Genomic DNA, 13,812 nt, shown 5'->3' with positions numbered 1-13,812 from the left:
TTCGATCTCGATCGAACGTTTGACGCAACCTGACGTCGTCGAGTTCATACCAAGTGTCCCTCAGCCAACTCACCGTAAATCACAACCCGACGCTCGCTCAAGGAGACGTCGTATGTCAACGAGCCCCGATAGCAGCATATCTCTCGTCCGCAACGCCACGCTCCTCGTGACCATCGGAGAGACGTCGTTTCTCGTCGATCCGATGTTTGCGTCTCCCGGAGAGAACCCGTCGATACAGAACACGCCGAACGATCGCCGGAATCCGCTCGTACCGATGCCCGACGTCGAACTGTCGTACGATGCCGTGATCGTTACCCACCGACATACTGACCACTTCGACGACACGGCGAAAGCGGAACTCGACGCGGACGTCCCATTGTTCTGTCAGCCCGCCGAGGCGGATGCGTTCGCGGACGAGGGCTTCACCGACGTGCGGCCCGTCGACGATTCGGTATCGTTCGGCGGCGTCACGATCTCCCGGACCCCCGGTCGTCACGGGCACGGCGAGTTAGCCGAGAAGATGGGACCCGTCTCGGGGTTCGTTCTCGAGGCCGACGAGACGCTGTACATCGCCGGCGACACGGTCTGGTACGATCAGGTCGAACAGACGCTCGAGCGGTTCGAACCCGATACGGTCGTCCTCAACGGCGGTGAAGCACAGTTCAATCACGGCGAGCCGATCACGATGGGCGTCGCGGACGTCTCCACCGTCCGCGAGGCCACTGATGCAACGGTCGTCGTCGTTCACATGGAAGCGATCAATCACTGCCTGCTCACACGCGACGAACTGCGCTCGGAGACGGAGAACGTCCTCGTCCCCGACGATGGGGAAGCGATCACGCTGTAACGCGAGAGCCGCAACTCACTCTATTCGCGATACTGCGACAGGGAGTCCGAGTGCGAGAATCGAACCACGTCGAGTCGTGCTCGCTTCGCTGTGCGCGACTCGTCTACTTCGATTCTCTGAGGAGTGGTGTGGCTCACGGATTTGTTCGCCATAGAGAGTCCGGGCGCGAGAATCGAACCACAGTCGTCCCGCTCACTTCGGTCGCTCCACTCCCTGATTCGATTCTCGCCTTCCGGCTTTTCTACTCCTCACTTCGTTCGTCGTGAAAAAGTCCGGGTGCGAGAATCGAACCCGCGTCTCAGCCTCCACAAGGCTGAAGGATAACCACTACCCCAACCCGGACGCGCTTACACGTTATCCTACAGCCGGTTGGACTAAAATACGTTACGACTCTGCGACGCGGTGTGGGACTCCGTACCGTTCGATTTCGGTCGTCGTGAGTGCACTACGGTAGCTCGAGGCACGCGAGTCCGCTCGCGACCGAGACGTTTTTCGGCGTACGGCGGGTAGAGCCCACAAGCGTGGCCATCACCGACAAGATCTATATCAAGAACCACCGGCAGCTCAGCTCCCAGCTCGAGACGAATATCCCCAAGGGAGCGTTCAAGGGTGCGACGCTCGACATGCTCTTCCAGGGCGACGGCCTCGAGAAGTTAGACGACGCGACTCGCGACCGGGTACTCGATTTCACGCAGGACTTCCTCGACTGCGGCTGCGACAACAACCCCTACTGTGGCTGCCCGGAGCGGAAGTTCATCCAGTACCTGCTCGAGTTGCGCGCGCAGGGGCTGGGCCCGGACGCGATCGTCGACGTGATGACCGACGACTACATGGTCTACGCCTACCCCGGCGACGTGCTCTCCTTCCTCGACAACGGCGTCCGCACGCTCGAGGCCGCAGAGGGACTCGCTCGCGTCGAAGGTGCGGACGAGAAGTACGACCAGATCCGGCAGGCAAAACGGGAACTCGAGCGATAGACTCGGGCCGTCGAACTCCGGTATCGATTCCGTTCCCGGCCGAGTCGATACCCGGCGGATAAACTGGTATCGACGCTCCCTGACGAACGTCGACTCTCCTCGAAGCGGTCACCCGAATTTCGCCGCTACCGGTTAGCAGGCGCACATCGGTGCCACGGATCGACTAATAACAGAAATATTATTCCTGATAGTTCGGAGTCGTCACTGGGTATATGAACGAACGCAGACTACGCGAAATCGATGTCTCAGACGCCTGTGGAGGCGGTCGATACGATGTTAGCGAGCGTTCAAGAGGAAGTCGCTGACTCGGACATTCGTTTCAAACTACGAACAGCACGGCAGCTGTTACGAGTGATACAAGAACAGCAGGAAGCCGGACGCGACGCGTTGGCGCTCGACGAACTCGACGAATCGACCCGCGAAAACCTCGAACGGTTGGGGTATCTCGAATAGGTGAGGAGGGTCGGCCGTCGGATGGGACGGACTGGCGGAAGGCTCGCCTCTCACGTGCGTCCACCGACTGTCGGTGGGCTACAGCGTGCTCTGCAAGCGCGGCGACGGACGGTTCGACCGCCGCCGTTCGCTATCGTAGTTGGTACGATTCGTCCTCGTCTTCGACGCCGTCCAACTCGTCGAGCAGCAGCACCTCGTCTTCCTCGTCCTCGAGCCGGTCCTGTAGATCGTTGACGTACCCCTTGTACTCGTCGAGTTGTTCCCGGAGGTGTTCGGCCTCGAGTTCGAGGCGTTCGTGTTCGCGGATGAAGCGTTTCGGCACTTCGACGGTCGGCGGGAACGAGATGTCCTCGCCGTCCCCCTCTCCGCCGGTGCGGGCCTCGAGATCGTCCTCGGGGACGACCTCGACCCGGCCGTCGTGGTCGACGAGCTGGTCGACGTAATCCCGGAAGACGGCGGACAGCGAGATGTCGCGCTCCTCGGCGATCGCCTGGAGCGCCTCGAACGCGTCCTCGTTGACCCGAAACGAGATGGTCTTGTTCTTGTTCCCCATCGATACCCCTAGTCGTCGTTCACGACACTTAACCATTTGTCAGACGGGGTGTACGATCGGCGCGATACCCGGTCGCTCGAGCGCTCGACGGGACGACCGAACCGGGAGACCGACGGCGACCCGGCAGGCTATTCGTCTCGAGGCCCAATTTCGCCCCATGCTATCCGATACGCCGGGACTCCACCACGTGACGGGGATCGTCGGGGACGCCCAGGACGCGGTCGACTTCTACGTCGGCGTGCTCGGCGTTCGACTCGTCACGCAGACGGTCAACTTCGAGGACATCCTCCAACACCACCTCTACTTCGGCGACGCGACGGGGACGCCGGGAACGGTCCTGACTCACTTTCCGGACCCGCACGGCGATTCCGGGCGGCCCGGAAAACCCCAGATCGAGTCGGTCTCGTTCCTGATTCCGGCCGACTCCCTCGAGTACTGGGAGACCCGACTCGCGAAGCACGAAATCGCGGTCGAGGGGCCGCTCGAGCGGTTCGACGACCGAGTGCTGCGGTTCGAGGACCCCGCGGGCACGCGGGTCGAACTCGTCGCGGGTCCGTCGCTCCCGACCGATATCGAGCCCTGGACCGCGGGCCCGATTCCGTCCCCGCACGCGATCCGCGGACTCCACGGCGTCGCGACGCTGTCGGTCAACCCCTACGCGACCGCGGGCACGCTCGAAACGCTGGGCTTCGAACACGACGCCGAAGACGGCGACCGGATCCGGTATCGCGCGTCCGGATCGCGAGCGACCGTCGTGGACGTGCTCGATCGCGACGCGCCCTTCGGCCGCGAAGGACGGGGGACGCTCCACCACGTCGCTGTCCGCGTAGAGGACGAAGACGACCTCCACGAGTGGCGGGAACTCTTCGACGACCGCGGCTACGACGTCTCGCGCGTCAAGGATCGCCACGTCTTCCACTCGCTGTACGTCCGTGAGCCGGGCGGCATCCTCTTCGAACTGGCGACAGAGACCGACGGCGTCGCGGCGAGCGAGGACGGAACGGAGCCCGGCGAGTCGCTGTACCTGCCCGACTGGTTCGAGGACGACCGCGACCTGATCGAGAGCCAACTGCCGGCGCTGACGGTGCCGACGGCGGGATCGGACGGCGAAGGCCGCACGGAGACCGCAGACCGATGACGGACTCGAGCCGCTCGATGGATGCCGTTTCCGGCCCCCACGCCGGCCAGCCGCTGCTCACCGCCGGTGCGCCGGCGCTGGCCGCGGACGCGGCCCTCGTACTCTGTCACGGCCGCGGCGCGACGGCTCAGGGCGTCATCAATCTCATGGAGCCGGCCGCCCGCCACGGCGTCGCCGTTCTCGCGCCCCAGGCAGAGCGGAGCCGCTGGTACCCGACGCCGTCGACCGCACCGCGAGCCGACAACGAACCGTGGCTCACCTCGAGCGTCGACTGCGTCGCAGCTGCGCTCGCGGAAGCACGATCGATCGACGTCCCGCCCGAGCGGACCGTCGTCGCCGGCTTCTCGCAGGGCGCCTGCGTCGCCGCGGAGTTCGTCCGCCGCAACCCGACCCGCTACGGCGGCCTCGCCGTCCTCTCGGGGCTGCTCCCCGGTTCGGCCGGCGAACTCAGTTCGACCGCGATAGCGGGCTCGCTCGAGGGAACGCCGGTGCTCGTCGGCTACGGCGAGGATGACACGTCCGTCGATCCCGAGCGCGTCGCGGAGACGCTCAGGGCGTTCGAGCGAGCAGATGCCGAGGTCGACGAACGACGCTATCCGGAGACGGGCCACGAGGTCACCGACGACGAGTTCGACGCGATCGGCGCGATGCTCGAGGCGATACTGAACTCCTGAGCGCAGTCGATCGTTTGGTTGAGATGGCGGTCGCTCTCTTGCCGACGAAGAAAGAAAGAACGAGACCCGCTCGTGTCGCGCGGTCAGGCCGTCGCTTCCGCGTCGTCCGCGTCGTCGACGTTCTCGAGGCTCTCGAGCGCCTGGATCACGTCGTTGCGGTAGTTGACGACCGGCGAGTCGTAGCGCTCGCGGGCCATCTCGGCGTACTCGTTGGTCGGTGCCGTCGAGCCGCTTTCGGGCGCTTCCTGTTCGGCTTCCCACTCCTCGAACGCCTCGATGCGGTCGAGGGTGAGGTCGGCGGTTTCGACGACCCAGCGGTCGCGGGTGTCGTCGTCGACGACCGCGATGGACTCCGGTCGCAGGGAGACGTTGACGGTCCCGTCGTCGGTCTCGTAGGTGCGCGGTTTGCCGACGATGGAGACGTATTCCGGCGGCTCCGTGTCTCGGAGCACCGATGCGGCCTCGGGCTGGTACTGGCCGGCGTAGACGAAGAACGTCCCCGTCGGGTCGACGACGCGGCCGCGCCAGTACTCGCTGTCGTCGCCGACGTCCTCGGTTTCGGTGAGGGTGCCGACGACGAACACGCGGTTGGCGCGGTCGCCCGTCGGGAGCAGCGCGTAGTTGGGCGCGCGCTCGTCGTCGCTCTCTTTGAAGGTGTACGTCGAATCGTTGAATTCGGATGCGAAGACGCGGCGGGCGACTTCGCGAGTGAGTTCGGACTGGCTCATGTTACATCGACCTCGCTTTGATCAGCAGTTCCTCTGCATCCACCGGCCCGTCGAGTTCCTCGACGTCGTCGGCCAGGACGTAGCGGCCGAAGGTGGGCCCCTCGATGCGGTAGTAGGTGCCGACGATGTCGTCCCTGATCTCGTCGGCGACGACGGTCGTGTCGAGCGCGTCCATCGCCATGTCCTTCGCCTCTTCTAAGCTCAGACCCGTCAGGTCCTCGGTCGCGTCCTTGTCGAAGATGACCTCGTGGGCGTCGATGCCGTCGTCGACGACGGCCTTGATGCGGAGGTCGAACTCGCCTTCGCCCTCGCCGTGTTCGTTACAGCGGCCGTTCTGGAGGACGCGGGTACAGCCCTCCTCCGGGCAGCGCTTGATCAGCCCGCTGCCGCTCTGCATGTCGACCAGTGCGCCCTCGACCTCGCTGGTGTCGTTGCCGACTTCGAGCTCCTCGTCGAGTTCCTCGATCACCGTCGTCGAGTTGAGTTTGACCGAGTACCGGCCCTGGTACTCGTCGGTGACGACGTTACGTAGCTCGTAGACGCCCCCTTCCTCGAGCGCGGGCAGATCGGATTTGGCCCACTTGGTGAACTTGATCGTCCCCGTCGGATCGCCCAGCAGGCCGACCTGTGCGACCGAGTCGCTGCGGGGATCCCAGAGTTCGATGACCTTCGCGGTGAGATCGATCCACTCCTCGGGTTCGTCGACGTCCTCGACGTTGGCCTTCTCGCTGTCGCCGCTCGAGATGTCCTCGCGGTCTAAGCCGGCCTCCTCGAGGTAGTGGTTGGTGACGCTTCGCCGCGCCTCGTCCATCGGAACTTTGTACTCGTCGACGAGCGTGATCAGGCGCTCTTCGACGTCCTCGACGCTCACGTCGTCGAGGTGGTCCGAAAACTGCTCGTGTATATCGTCCGCGTGTTGTCGTACGTCGCTCATTGTGTCTCGCCTCCTCTTTGGTTTCACTGGGAGGCATACGTCCGTTCGCGCCCGATAGTATTTAAAGTACCGCCACCGGAGCGGAAGTGAACGTCGGCGAAAGAAACTGCCAGAGGGCGTCGATGGGTTACCTTCGGTCTGGTGATCAGGTGTGAATCCCTCTCTTCGAATCGACGAGTCGCTCAGTACAGGCCAAGTAGCTATCGGCGTGGCCATCGGTCTGTCAGATACTGATCAAAAACGTCGTGTTGAATACAGAGAAAGGATGCAACAAATCGATATCGTTTGTTTCGACCAACTCGTGCTGAATCAGTCAATCAGTAGATGTTCAGATGGCCCACCTTCGCGTCAGGGTTCCTGACGAAGTAATATCAAACGCCAGACTACCACTTTCATCCTCGTCACCCGGATAGTAGTGGAAGTGGTCTTGTTCTGTTAGAAAGGAATTGTCCTCAAAGAGGCTGTACTCTATGAGATACTGCTGTTGTTCAGCAACGTCTTTACGGATAGTTTGCTCGTCTGGCTCAACATCGATCCGTCCTGAGAACGCCCGGGATTCGCTTCTGGAGATGTCCTCATCTGTTCGTGAAAGAGCCATTTCGATCGTGTAGGGTCTCTCGGAATGGTTAAAGACGGTCACGGAGATCATCCGAGAATCAGAGAACTGCCCCGTACATCCAGCAAACCCCGAGCAGAGAGGAATTGTTCCCAAAACAAAGGTGCGCCGTTTCATACAAGGGATGTGTCTTCAATCAATAAGTGTTTTTGGAGTAATGCAGTTGTGCACCCTCCTGTATTGAGTGATCAGTGTTGTTGATCGAGTTCTGATTCGTGCTGCATTCGCGCTCTGTATTCAGCACGACTCTTCGATTATCATCCGTATCTGATCGAATTGGTGGCGCTCAGTTCGCACACCTATTTATATTTTAATCTGCCGTAGTGATTCTGTAATAAATACTGTGAAAAGACTTCTATGACACCTTCACTATTGCTACTGCTCGCTGACTACGAGCGCGTCCTCGAGCGCGTCACCGATCGCTTTCGTTCCCGCGTCGTCGACGGCGACCAGCGGCGGGCGGACCTCGTCGGACGGGATGACGTCGCGGGCGGTGAGCCCGGTCTTCGCCGCCGGAGCGAAGTCGTGGGTCGTACACGCCTCGAACAGCGGCGAGATCGCGTCGCGCTGGAGTTCTCGTCCGCGGTCGTCCTCGGCTCGTTCGAACGCCTCTCGCAGGACCTCGGGGACGACGTTCGACAGCGCGTTGATCCCGCCGTCGGCACCCATCCGCAGGGCGGGGACTAACAGCGCGTCGTACCCCTGCAGACACAGGAACTCCTCGGGCGTCTCCCGGAGCACGGAGAGGAAGTACTCGAGGTCGCCGCTCGAGTCCTTGATCCCGATCGCGTCCTCGCGTTCGGCGACGGCGGCGACGGTCTCGGGCTCGATGCGTTGGCCCGTACACTGCGGGATGTTGTACAGGATGACCGGAATCGAGGCCCCGTCGAGGATGGCCTCGAAGAACCGCCGGTTGCCGTCGGGCGCGTTCGCGGTGGTGAAGTAGGGCGCGACGATCGCGGCGGCGTCGGCACCGGCCGCGGCGGCGCGGTCGATCGCCGCGATCGTGTCGTCGACGCTCGTTTCCGCGGCCCCGGCGACGACGGGGACGTCGGCGCAGTCGACGGTCGCCTCGACGACGCGCCGCTGCTCGTCCGCCGTCAGCGCCGGAAATTCGCCGGTCGTTCCGCAGGGGAAGACCGCGTCGACCCCGCCCTCGTGGAGGTGCTCGAGCAGGTCGTCGAGCGCCGCCTCGTCGATCGATCCGTCGTCGAACGGCGTCACCATCGGACAGGTAATTCCCTGAAGCGCATCGCGAAGAGCCATGGTCGTGGGTTCGTCGGCTCCGTGAAAGTCGTTCCCATCGTCGCTCGTCGAACGCCGTCTCGCCGTCCCCACCGGGCGCTACGGGCGACGAGCCTATGTGCCCCGCCGCCGAACGATGGGCCAATGCCGGATCGGCGTCAACTCGAGCGGTTCCTCCGCTCGACGCTGCAGGAGGCGGGCGAGCAGTTCGAGGAACTCCGGAAATCGACCGACGAGCAACTCGAGGAGGCCCGCGACTCCTACGAGGTCGCGAAGAACGCCCGCGGGCTGCCGTCCGACGACGCGGGCCGGGCGAAGATCGTCTGTCGGCGCTACGCCGAGCAGCGGGCGGCGAAGCTCGACGAGGAGTACCGACCCGCCTGCTACGAGGCGGGCCACCCCGACTGCGAGGGATGTGCCGAGGACGTCCGCGCCGGACGGATCGAGACCTGGTAAGATGGATCGGCCCGTCATCGCCTGCGTCCTCGCCGGTGGGACCGGGAGCCGACTCTATCCCGCGAGCCGGAGCGATCGCCCGAAACAGTTCCTCCCGCTCGGCGGCGAGCGCTCGCTGCTCTCGCGGACGATGGACCGGACGGCGTTCGCCGACGAGCGCTACGTGCTGACTCGTGACTCCTTCGCCGATGAGATCCACGAGCACGCGCCCGAGGCGGGCGTCCTGATCGAACCCGACGGCAAGGACACCGGCCCGGCGCTGGTCTACGCCGCCTGGCGGCTCCGCGAGCGCTTCGATCGGGAGCCGGTGTTGCTCTGTTTGCCGAGCGACCACTACGTCGCCGACGACGCGGCGTTTTCCGAACGGCTCGAGCGCGCCGCCGAACTCGCGGTCGAAACGGACGGACTCGTCACGCTGGGCGTCGAGCCGACGCGGCCGGCGACGGGCTACGGCTATATCGTCCCCGAGCGGAGCGAGACGGGACTCGAGACGACGGACTACGCGGCCGTCGAGCGCTTCACCGAGAAACCGGACCGCGAGACCGCGACGGAACTCTGCGAGGCCGGCGCGTACTGGAACGCCGGGATCTTCGCCTGGACGCCCGGCGCGCTGTTGCGGGAAGCGCGCGACTCGCCGCTCACACCGCTGGTCGACGCGCTCGAGGACGGTGCTCCGGGTCGGGGCTTCGACGCGATCGACGCCGTCAGCGTGGATTACGCGATCATGGAGCGCGCGACCGACGTCTTCGTAACGCCGCTCTCGACCGAGTGGGACGACCTCGGGACGTGGGACGCCGTCGGACGGGTGCTCGAGGCCGGCGATGCCGACGCGGAAAACGAACTCGTCGCGGGAGACGTGCTCTCGATCGACGCCGCGAACAACGTCGTCGCCGCGCCCGACTCGCACGTCTCCCTGCTCGACGTCGACGACCTGATCGTCGCCGCGTTCGACGACCGGATTCTGGTCGCCCCGCGGGACGCCTCACAGCGGGTCCGCGACGTGGTCGCGCGGCTCCGCGAGCGCGACGCCTTCTGAGACGTGAGAACTCGACCGCCGGGGGGTTATCTCGAGCCCGACGGTTCAGTCTCGGCGTTTTCGTCCTCGGGCCACAGCGCCCAGATCACGAGCCCGAGGACGAGGGCCCCGGCGAGCGCGACCGATTCGAGGACGGAGAGCTCGATCCCGAGCCACGTGAGCGCCGTCCGGAACTCGACCACGAACGGCACGAGGACGGCCACGACGACCAGCAGCGCGCCCTTCGAGATGCGCATCTACGGGACCACCTCCCGGAGCGACTCGAGGACGAGCGCGGGATCGGTCTCGATGGCGAGCTGGAAGCCGTCGATGCCGGGACCGAACAGTCCGCCGGCGTCGATAATGCTCGCGAGCGGGAGCGTGTACGCGAAGACCACGAGGACGGTCGCGATGGCGGTCCAGAGCTTGAGGTTGTCGAGGACGACCGGCGCGTCCTCGGGACCCGACAGCGTTCCGGCGTAGGTGTTGTCCGGAATCGCGTCGCTCGAGCCGTTGACCGACGTCATGACCATGTTCAGGAGGAACAGGGCCAGCGCGACCGTCAGCAGCACCGCGCCGAGGGCGACCTGTGCGTTGATCTCGCCGACGGTCCCGGCGGCGGGCTCGAAGTCGAAGCCCTGATACTGTGGCTCGGCGGTCCGGCGCGGCATGCCGAACAGCCCAGAGCGGTGCATCGCGTTCGACATGAACGTCATGCCGACGAACCAGACCAGGACCTGAACCAGCGCGAGCGAGCGGTTCCAGAGCGCCTTCCCGGTGACCTGTGGGACGAACCAGTAGGCCGCGGCCATAAACGTCAGCGCGACGGCGGTGCCGACGGTCAGGTGGAAGTGGCCGACGATCCACCACGTGTTGTGGACGAGGTAGTTGATGTTCATCCCGGCGTTGATCATGCCGGAGAAGCCGGCCGCGGCGAACATCAGGCCGGCGAGCGCCATGCCCGTGAAGACGGGGTTACGCCACGGCAGCGCCTTGAGCCAGCCCAGATACCCGGTTCCGCCGCGCTGGCGCGCGCCGTGTTCCATGCTCGCGACGACGGTGAACGCGGTCAGCAGGCTGGGCAGGAGGAGGAACATCGTGTTCGTCATCGCGATGAACTTGTACCCCTCCGCGATACCGGGATCTAAGTACTGGTGGTGGATCCCGGTCGGCGTCGACAGCAGGAGGAAGAGCACGAAGACGACCCGTGCGAGCGGATCGCTGAACAGCTTCCCGCCGGAGAGCTTCGGCAGCATGATGTACCACAACATGTACGCGGGCATCAGCCAGAAGTAGACGACGGCGTGTCCGAAGTACCAGAACAGCGTCCGGTTGAGCAGCGGGTTGACGGAGTCGACGATCCCCAGCGACCACGGCAACAGGAGCACGAGGATCGACAGCGCGACGCCGATCGTACAGAGGTACCAGAACAGCGTCGTCGTCAGGGTCATGAACGTCGGCAGCGGAATCCGTTCGTCGGGGTTCTCGGCCCGCCACGCCCACCACGCCCGGAACCAGTCGGCCCCGGCCAGCCAGGTGCCGACGACGAACAACACCAACCCGATATAAAAGGCCGGATGGGCCTGTAGCGGGGAGTAGAACGTAAAGAGCACGTCCGCCTGCATGTCGATGGACTCGACGACGCCGCCGAGGATCGAGACGCCGACCAGCACCGTTCCGACGACCATCATCGCGTACCAGGACCAGGTAAATCGGAGGTCCTCGAGCCCCCGATCGAGGCTGGTCGTCACCGCCCAAGTGAAGATCCCCACGAGGAAGAAGATCGTGAAGGTGATCGCCAGTAACACGCCGTGGGCAGTCAGGACGGTGTAGTAGTCCGCCGAGTCGATAAACCGGAGGACGTCCGTTCGGTGGAGCGCCTGGACGAGCCCGAGCAGACCGCCGATCGCCAGCGCGATGAAGGAACTCCAAAAGGCCGCCTTGATCAGCCGCGCTTCGGCCGGGAACTGGTCGACGTACGCGTTACGCATCGCCGTCACCTCCGTCTCCGGCCCCGTTCTCATCGCCGTCGGTCGCGCTGACGACCGAGAGCGTCCCGCTCTCCTCGTAGCCGTCGGCGGTCACCGTCCAGTCGTGTTCGCCCTCGCCGAGCGCGGCGGTGTCGACGGCGAACGCGACTTCTTCGCTGCCGTCGCCGGGAACCGTGATCTCCTCCTCGCGGGTCTCTCCGTCGATCTCGAGGGTCACGGTCGTCTCGAGGTCGTCCTGCATGCCGTTGCTCACGTTCGCGGTGATCGTCGTCTCGTTGCCCGCCTCGACCTCGCGCGGTGCGTCGACCGACAGCTCGGTCAGATCGAACTCGTCTTCGGGGACGACGGTGAGGAGGCCTTCCATCGTGTGGTGGCCTTCCCCGCAGTACTCGTTACAGAGGACGCCGTATTCGCCCGGTTCGTCGAACTGGACGGTCATCTCGGAGACCTGGCCGGGGATGACCATCGTGTTGACGTTCGTCCCGACCACGGAGAAGCTGTGTGTCACGTCCCGGCTCGTGACGTAGAACGTCACTTCGCTACCGGCCGGCACTTCGATCTCCTCGGGCGTGTAGAGCCACGCCTGTGCGATGACGGTGACCTCGTACTCGTTGCCGCCGACGTGGTCGACGCCGGGGTCACTGAACCGTTCGTGGTCGTTGATCTCGTCGGGGTCGACCGTCCCGCCGTCGTCGTCGATCATTGCGATGCCGGGACCGACCGCGCCGTACGTGATCGTCGCGATGAAGCCAACGATCAATACCATGGCCGCGACCAGCCAGGCCTTCTCGTAGGTGTGGATGTTCATGCCAGTCCCACCACCGTCAGAAGCGCGCCGACGACGGTCGGCCCGTTGCCGAGGAACTCGACGAAGTACATGAACAGCCACAGCAGTACCAGTATCAGGAAGTAGATCCCGATCAGGATCGCCGTCCCGATCGGGTCGTACTCCTCGTGACCGATCTCGCGGGTCTGATCGGTCTCGCTCGTTTCCATTGCCGAAGCCATACGGGCTGGTAGGGCGAGGGGAGGACTTACTACCGGCCGAACTTCCCGGACGTTGGGAACATCTCAACCACTTAAGCCGTCTCCGAAACCACTGGCGGGTATGTCCCTCGAGAGCGTCACGCCTCGCCATGCAGCGGCCGTCGGGCTGCTCGCGTTCGGTCCGGTGATCGTCTACGGGATCACGCATTCGGCGCTGGCAAGCATCGTCACCGCGATCAACCTCGTCGTCATCTTCGGTTCGCTGTACGTCGCGATGTCTCCGGTCGAAGGCGGGCACGGCCACGGCCACTCCGGAGACGGCAACGGGACCGCGAGCTGAACACCGGTCTCTGCCAGATGACTCCCGTATCGACCCCTGCGGATTCGATCTCGATAGTGGGGCTCGAGGTCCCAACCCTGCTCAGCGCCGGCCTCGAGCACGCCGACCTCCTCGTCCTCGTCGTCGTCGGCCTGCTCGCCGGGGCACACTGTCTCGGGATGTGCGGTCCGCTGGTGACGACCTACGCCGACCGGATCGGGGCCGCGAGCGAGAAGCGCCGCGACGATTCGCTCACCGGCTTCGAAGTCCGCCAGCACGCGCTGTTCAACCTCGGTCGGACGGCCAGCTACGCGGCCATCGGCGGCCTGTTCGGCCTGCTGGGTGCGATCACGATCGCCTCGAGCGAGGCCGTCGCCGCGGTCGGCGATTCCGTCAGGGGGGCGACCGGGGTTCTCGTCGGGATCGCGATCGTCGCGAGCGGGCTGTACTATCTCCGAGGCGAAACCGCAGTCCCCGGTCACGGCCTCCCCGTCGTCGGCTCGCTGTTCGGCCGGCTCTCGGGACTGCTCTCGAGCCGGATCGATCGCCTCGCGACCTCGCCCGGGATCGTCGCGCTCGGCGCGGTCCACGGCTTCATGCCGTGTCCGATCATCTATCCGGCCTACCTCTACGCGTTCGCGGTCGGCTCGCCGGCGCGCGGCGCGCTCTCGCTGGCCGTCCTCGGTCTGGGAACGATCCCGACGCTGTTCGCATACGGAACCGTCCTGACCGCGATCGAGGCCGATACGCGCGTGCGCCTCCATCGCGGGCTGGGCGCGGCGTTCGTCGTCCTCGGTTATCTCCCCCTCCAGCACGGACTGATGCTGTACGGCGTCCACCTGCCACACCCGCCGATTCCCTTCGCGCAACCCTTCTAAC

17 protein-coding genes and 1 tRNA gene are annotated in these 13,812 nt (G+C 64.7%); 8 read left to right on the top strand and 10 right to left on the bottom strand.

Features of this window, described 5'->3' with window-relative positions; genetic code table 11:
- Positions 1 to 112 precede the first annotated feature (112 nt).
- Complete coding sequence (locus tag LDH66_RS10295) at positions 113 to 847, top strand: MBL fold metallo-hydrolase (protein WP_226480994.1); 735 nt, start codon at positions 113 to 115, stop codon at positions 845 to 847.
- 270 nt (positions 848 to 1,117) lie between these two features.
- On the opposite strand, the gene LDH66_RS10290 is transcribed toward LDH66_RS10295, so the two are convergent.
- Positions 1,118 to 1,189 (bottom strand) — tRNA-His (locus LDH66_RS10290).
- A gap of 179 nt (positions 1,190 to 1,368) precedes the next feature.
- Between LDH66_RS10290 and LDH66_RS10285 the strand changes: the two genes are divergently transcribed.
- Positions 1,369 to 1,824 (top strand): DUF5814 domain-containing protein, encoded by a 456-nt coding sequence (locus LDH66_RS10285; RefSeq protein ID WP_226480993.1) that lies wholly within the window; start codon positions 1,369 to 1,371, stop codon positions 1,822 to 1,824.
- A gap of 583 nt (positions 1,825 to 2,407) precedes the next feature.
- Here LDH66_RS10285 and LDH66_RS10280 read toward each other — a convergent pair.
- Positions 2,408 to 2,830, bottom strand: coding sequence for a DUF8146 domain-containing protein (locus LDH66_RS10280; protein WP_226480992.1), 423 nt, complete (start codon positions 2,828 to 2,830; stop codon positions 2,408 to 2,410).
- A 157-nt stretch (positions 2,831 to 2,987) separates the two neighbouring features.
- Here LDH66_RS10280 and LDH66_RS10275 point away from each other — a divergent pair, with 157 nt between their 5' ends.
- Together LDH66_RS10275 and LDH66_RS10270 are read left to right on the top strand one after the other, a co-directional pair.
- On the top strand, positions 2,988 to 3,968 hold the full coding sequence (locus LDH66_RS10275) for a VOC family protein (RefSeq protein ID WP_226480991.1): 981 nt from the start codon (positions 2,988 to 2,990) through the stop codon (positions 3,966 to 3,968).
- Positions 3,965 to 4,642 (top strand): alpha/beta hydrolase, encoded by a 678-nt coding sequence (locus tag LDH66_RS10270; protein WP_226480990.1) that lies wholly within the window; start codon positions 3,965 to 3,967, stop codon positions 4,640 to 4,642. The genes LDH66_RS10275 and LDH66_RS10270 overlap by 4 nt, the downstream gene beginning before the upstream one ends.
- Positions 4,643 to 4,725: 83 nt before the next feature.
- Here LDH66_RS10270 and LDH66_RS10265 read toward each other — a convergent pair whose 3' ends face one another.
- The 4 genes from LDH66_RS10265 to LDH66_RS10250 form a co-directional block, all read right to left on the bottom strand.
- Positions 4,726 to 5,370, bottom strand: coding sequence for an RPA family protein (locus LDH66_RS10265; protein WP_226480989.1), 645 nt, complete (start codon positions 5,368 to 5,370; stop codon positions 4,726 to 4,728).
- A gap of 1 nt (position 5,371) precedes the next feature.
- A complete protein-coding gene (locus tag LDH66_RS10260; protein WP_226480988.1) occupies positions 5,372 to 6,304 on the bottom strand; it encodes a replication factor A in 933 nt (310 codons plus the stop codon).
- 328 nt (positions 6,305 to 6,632) lie between these two features.
- Entirely contained in the window at positions 6,633 to 7,037 is a 405-nt protein-coding gene (locus LDH66_RS10255) for a hypothetical protein (protein ID WP_226480987.1), read from the bottom strand.
- Positions 7,038 to 7,295: 258 nt separating this feature from the next.
- On the bottom strand, positions 7,296 to 8,186 hold the full coding sequence (locus LDH66_RS10250; RefSeq protein ID WP_226480986.1) for a dihydrodipicolinate synthase family protein: 891 nt from the start codon (positions 8,184 to 8,186) through the stop codon (positions 7,296 to 7,298).
- 123 nt (positions 8,187 to 8,309) lie between these two features.
- On the opposite strand from LDH66_RS10250, the gene LDH66_RS10245 reads away from it, so the two are divergent.
- Together LDH66_RS10245 and LDH66_RS10240 are read left to right on the top strand one after the other, a co-directional pair.
- Positions 8,310 to 8,621, top strand: coding sequence for a DUF7091 family protein (locus LDH66_RS10245; protein ID WP_226480985.1), 312 nt, complete (start codon positions 8,310 to 8,312; stop codon positions 8,619 to 8,621).
- Between the two features lies 1 nt (position 8,622).
- Positions 8,623 to 9,657, top strand: a complete 1,035-nt coding sequence (locus LDH66_RS10240) for a mannose-1-phosphate guanylyltransferase (RefSeq protein WP_226480984.1) — start codon at positions 8,623 to 8,625, stop codon at positions 9,655 to 9,657.
- A gap of 26 nt (positions 9,658 to 9,683) precedes the next feature.
- Here LDH66_RS10240 and LDH66_RS10235 read toward each other — a convergent pair whose 3' ends face one another.
- From LDH66_RS10235 to LDH66_RS10220, 4 genes are read right to left on the bottom strand one after another with little or no spacing between them, the layout of a single operon-like run.
- Positions 9,684 to 9,893 carry a CbaC protein gene (locus LDH66_RS10235; RefSeq protein ID WP_226480983.1) on the bottom strand — a complete coding sequence of 70 codons (210 nt, stop codon included), beginning with the start codon at positions 9,891 to 9,893 and terminating at the stop codon, positions 9,684 to 9,686.
- On the bottom strand, positions 9,894 to 11,660 hold the full coding sequence (locus LDH66_RS10230; protein WP_226480982.1) for a b(o/a)3-type cytochrome-c oxidase subunit 1: 1,767 nt from the start codon (positions 11,658 to 11,660) through the stop codon (positions 9,894 to 9,896).
- On the bottom strand, positions 11,620 to 12,435 hold the full coding sequence (locus LDH66_RS10225) for a cupredoxin domain-containing protein (protein WP_226480981.1): 816 nt from the start codon (positions 12,433 to 12,435) through the stop codon (positions 11,620 to 11,622). The genes LDH66_RS10230 and LDH66_RS10225 overlap by 41 nt, the downstream gene beginning before the upstream one ends.
- Positions 12,432 to 12,635 (bottom strand): signal peptidase complex subunit 2, encoded by a 204-nt coding sequence (locus LDH66_RS10220; protein WP_226480980.1) that lies wholly within the window; start codon positions 12,633 to 12,635, stop codon positions 12,432 to 12,434. Before LDH66_RS10220 ends, LDH66_RS10225 begins: the two co-directional genes overlap by 4 nt.
- 100 nt (positions 12,636 to 12,735) lie before the next feature.
- On the opposite strand from LDH66_RS10220, the gene LDH66_RS10215 reads away from it, so the two are divergent.
- Together LDH66_RS10215 and LDH66_RS10210 are read left to right on the top strand one after the other, a co-directional pair.
- Entirely contained in the window at positions 12,736 to 12,954 is a 219-nt protein-coding gene (locus tag LDH66_RS10215) for a DUF8131 family protein (protein ID WP_226480979.1), read from the top strand.
- Positions 12,951 to 13,811, top strand: coding sequence for a sulfite exporter TauE/SafE family protein (locus tag LDH66_RS10210; RefSeq protein ID WP_425492947.1), 861 nt, complete (start codon positions 12,951 to 12,953; stop codon positions 13,809 to 13,811). The genes LDH66_RS10215 and LDH66_RS10210 overlap by 4 nt, the downstream gene beginning before the upstream one ends.
- The last annotated feature ends 1 nt before the right edge of the window (position 13,812 follow it).

The sequence above is a fragment of the Natrinema amylolyticum genome (assembly GCF_020515625.1).
In the GTDB taxonomy this organism is placed as follows: Archaea; Halobacteriota; Halobacteria; order Halobacteriales; family Natrialbaceae; genus Natrinema; species Natrinema amylolyticum.
This window is presented reverse-complemented; position numbering and strand designations above follow the sequence as displayed.

What these genes read in the sequence shown, in the direction of transcription:
- LDH66_RS10295 (WP_226480994.1), top strand. Translation starts at nt 113, where the DNA reads ATGTCAACGAGCCCCGATAGCAGCATATCTCTCGTCCGCAACGCCACG.
- LDH66_RS10280 (WP_226480992.1), bottom strand. Translation starts at nt 2,830, where the DNA reads ATGGGGAACAAGAACAAGACCATCTCGTTTCGGGTCAACGAGGACGCG.
- LDH66_RS10275 (WP_226480991.1), top strand. Translation starts at nt 2,988, where the DNA reads ATGCTATCCGATACGCCGGGACTCCACCACGTGACGGGGATCGTCGGG.
- LDH66_RS10270 (WP_226480990.1), top strand. Translation starts at nt 3,965, where the DNA reads ATGACGGACTCGAGCCGCTCGATGGATGCCGTTTCCGGCCCCCACGCC.
- LDH66_RS10265 (WP_226480989.1), bottom strand. Translation starts at nt 5,370, where the DNA reads ATGAGCCAGTCCGAACTCACTCGCGAAGTCGCCCGCCGCGTCTTCGCA.
- LDH66_RS10260 (WP_226480988.1), bottom strand. Translation starts at nt 6,304, where the DNA reads ATGAGCGACGTACGACAACACGCGGACGATATACACGAGCAGTTTTCG.
- LDH66_RS10255 (WP_226480987.1), bottom strand. Translation starts at nt 7,037, where the DNA reads ATGAAACGGCGCACCTTTGTTTTGGGAACAATTCCTCTCTGCTCGGGG.
- LDH66_RS10250 (WP_226480986.1), bottom strand. Translation starts at nt 8,186, where the DNA reads ATGGCTCTTCGCGATGCGCTTCAGGGAATTACCTGTCCGATGGTGACG.
- LDH66_RS10245 (WP_226480985.1), top strand. Translation starts at nt 8,310, where the DNA reads ATGCCGGATCGGCGTCAACTCGAGCGGTTCCTCCGCTCGACGCTGCAG.
- LDH66_RS10240 (WP_226480984.1), top strand. Translation starts at nt 8,623, where the DNA reads ATGGATCGGCCCGTCATCGCCTGCGTCCTCGCCGGTGGGACCGGGAGC.
- LDH66_RS10235 (WP_226480983.1), bottom strand. Translation starts at nt 9,893, where the DNA reads ATGCGCATCTCGAAGGGCGCGCTGCTGGTCGTCGTGGCCGTCCTCGTG.
- LDH66_RS10230 (WP_226480982.1), bottom strand. Translation starts at nt 11,660, where the DNA reads ATGAGAACGGGGCCGGAGACGGAGGTGACGGCGATGCGTAACGCGTAC.
- LDH66_RS10225 (WP_226480981.1), bottom strand. Translation starts at nt 12,435, where the DNA reads ATGAACATCCACACCTACGAGAAGGCCTGGCTGGTCGCGGCCATGGTA.
- LDH66_RS10220 (WP_226480980.1), bottom strand. Translation starts at nt 12,635, where the DNA reads ATGGCTTCGGCAATGGAAACGAGCGAGACCGATCAGACCCGCGAGATC.
- LDH66_RS10215 (WP_226480979.1), top strand. Translation starts at nt 12,736, where the DNA reads ATGTCCCTCGAGAGCGTCACGCCTCGCCATGCAGCGGCCGTCGGGCTG.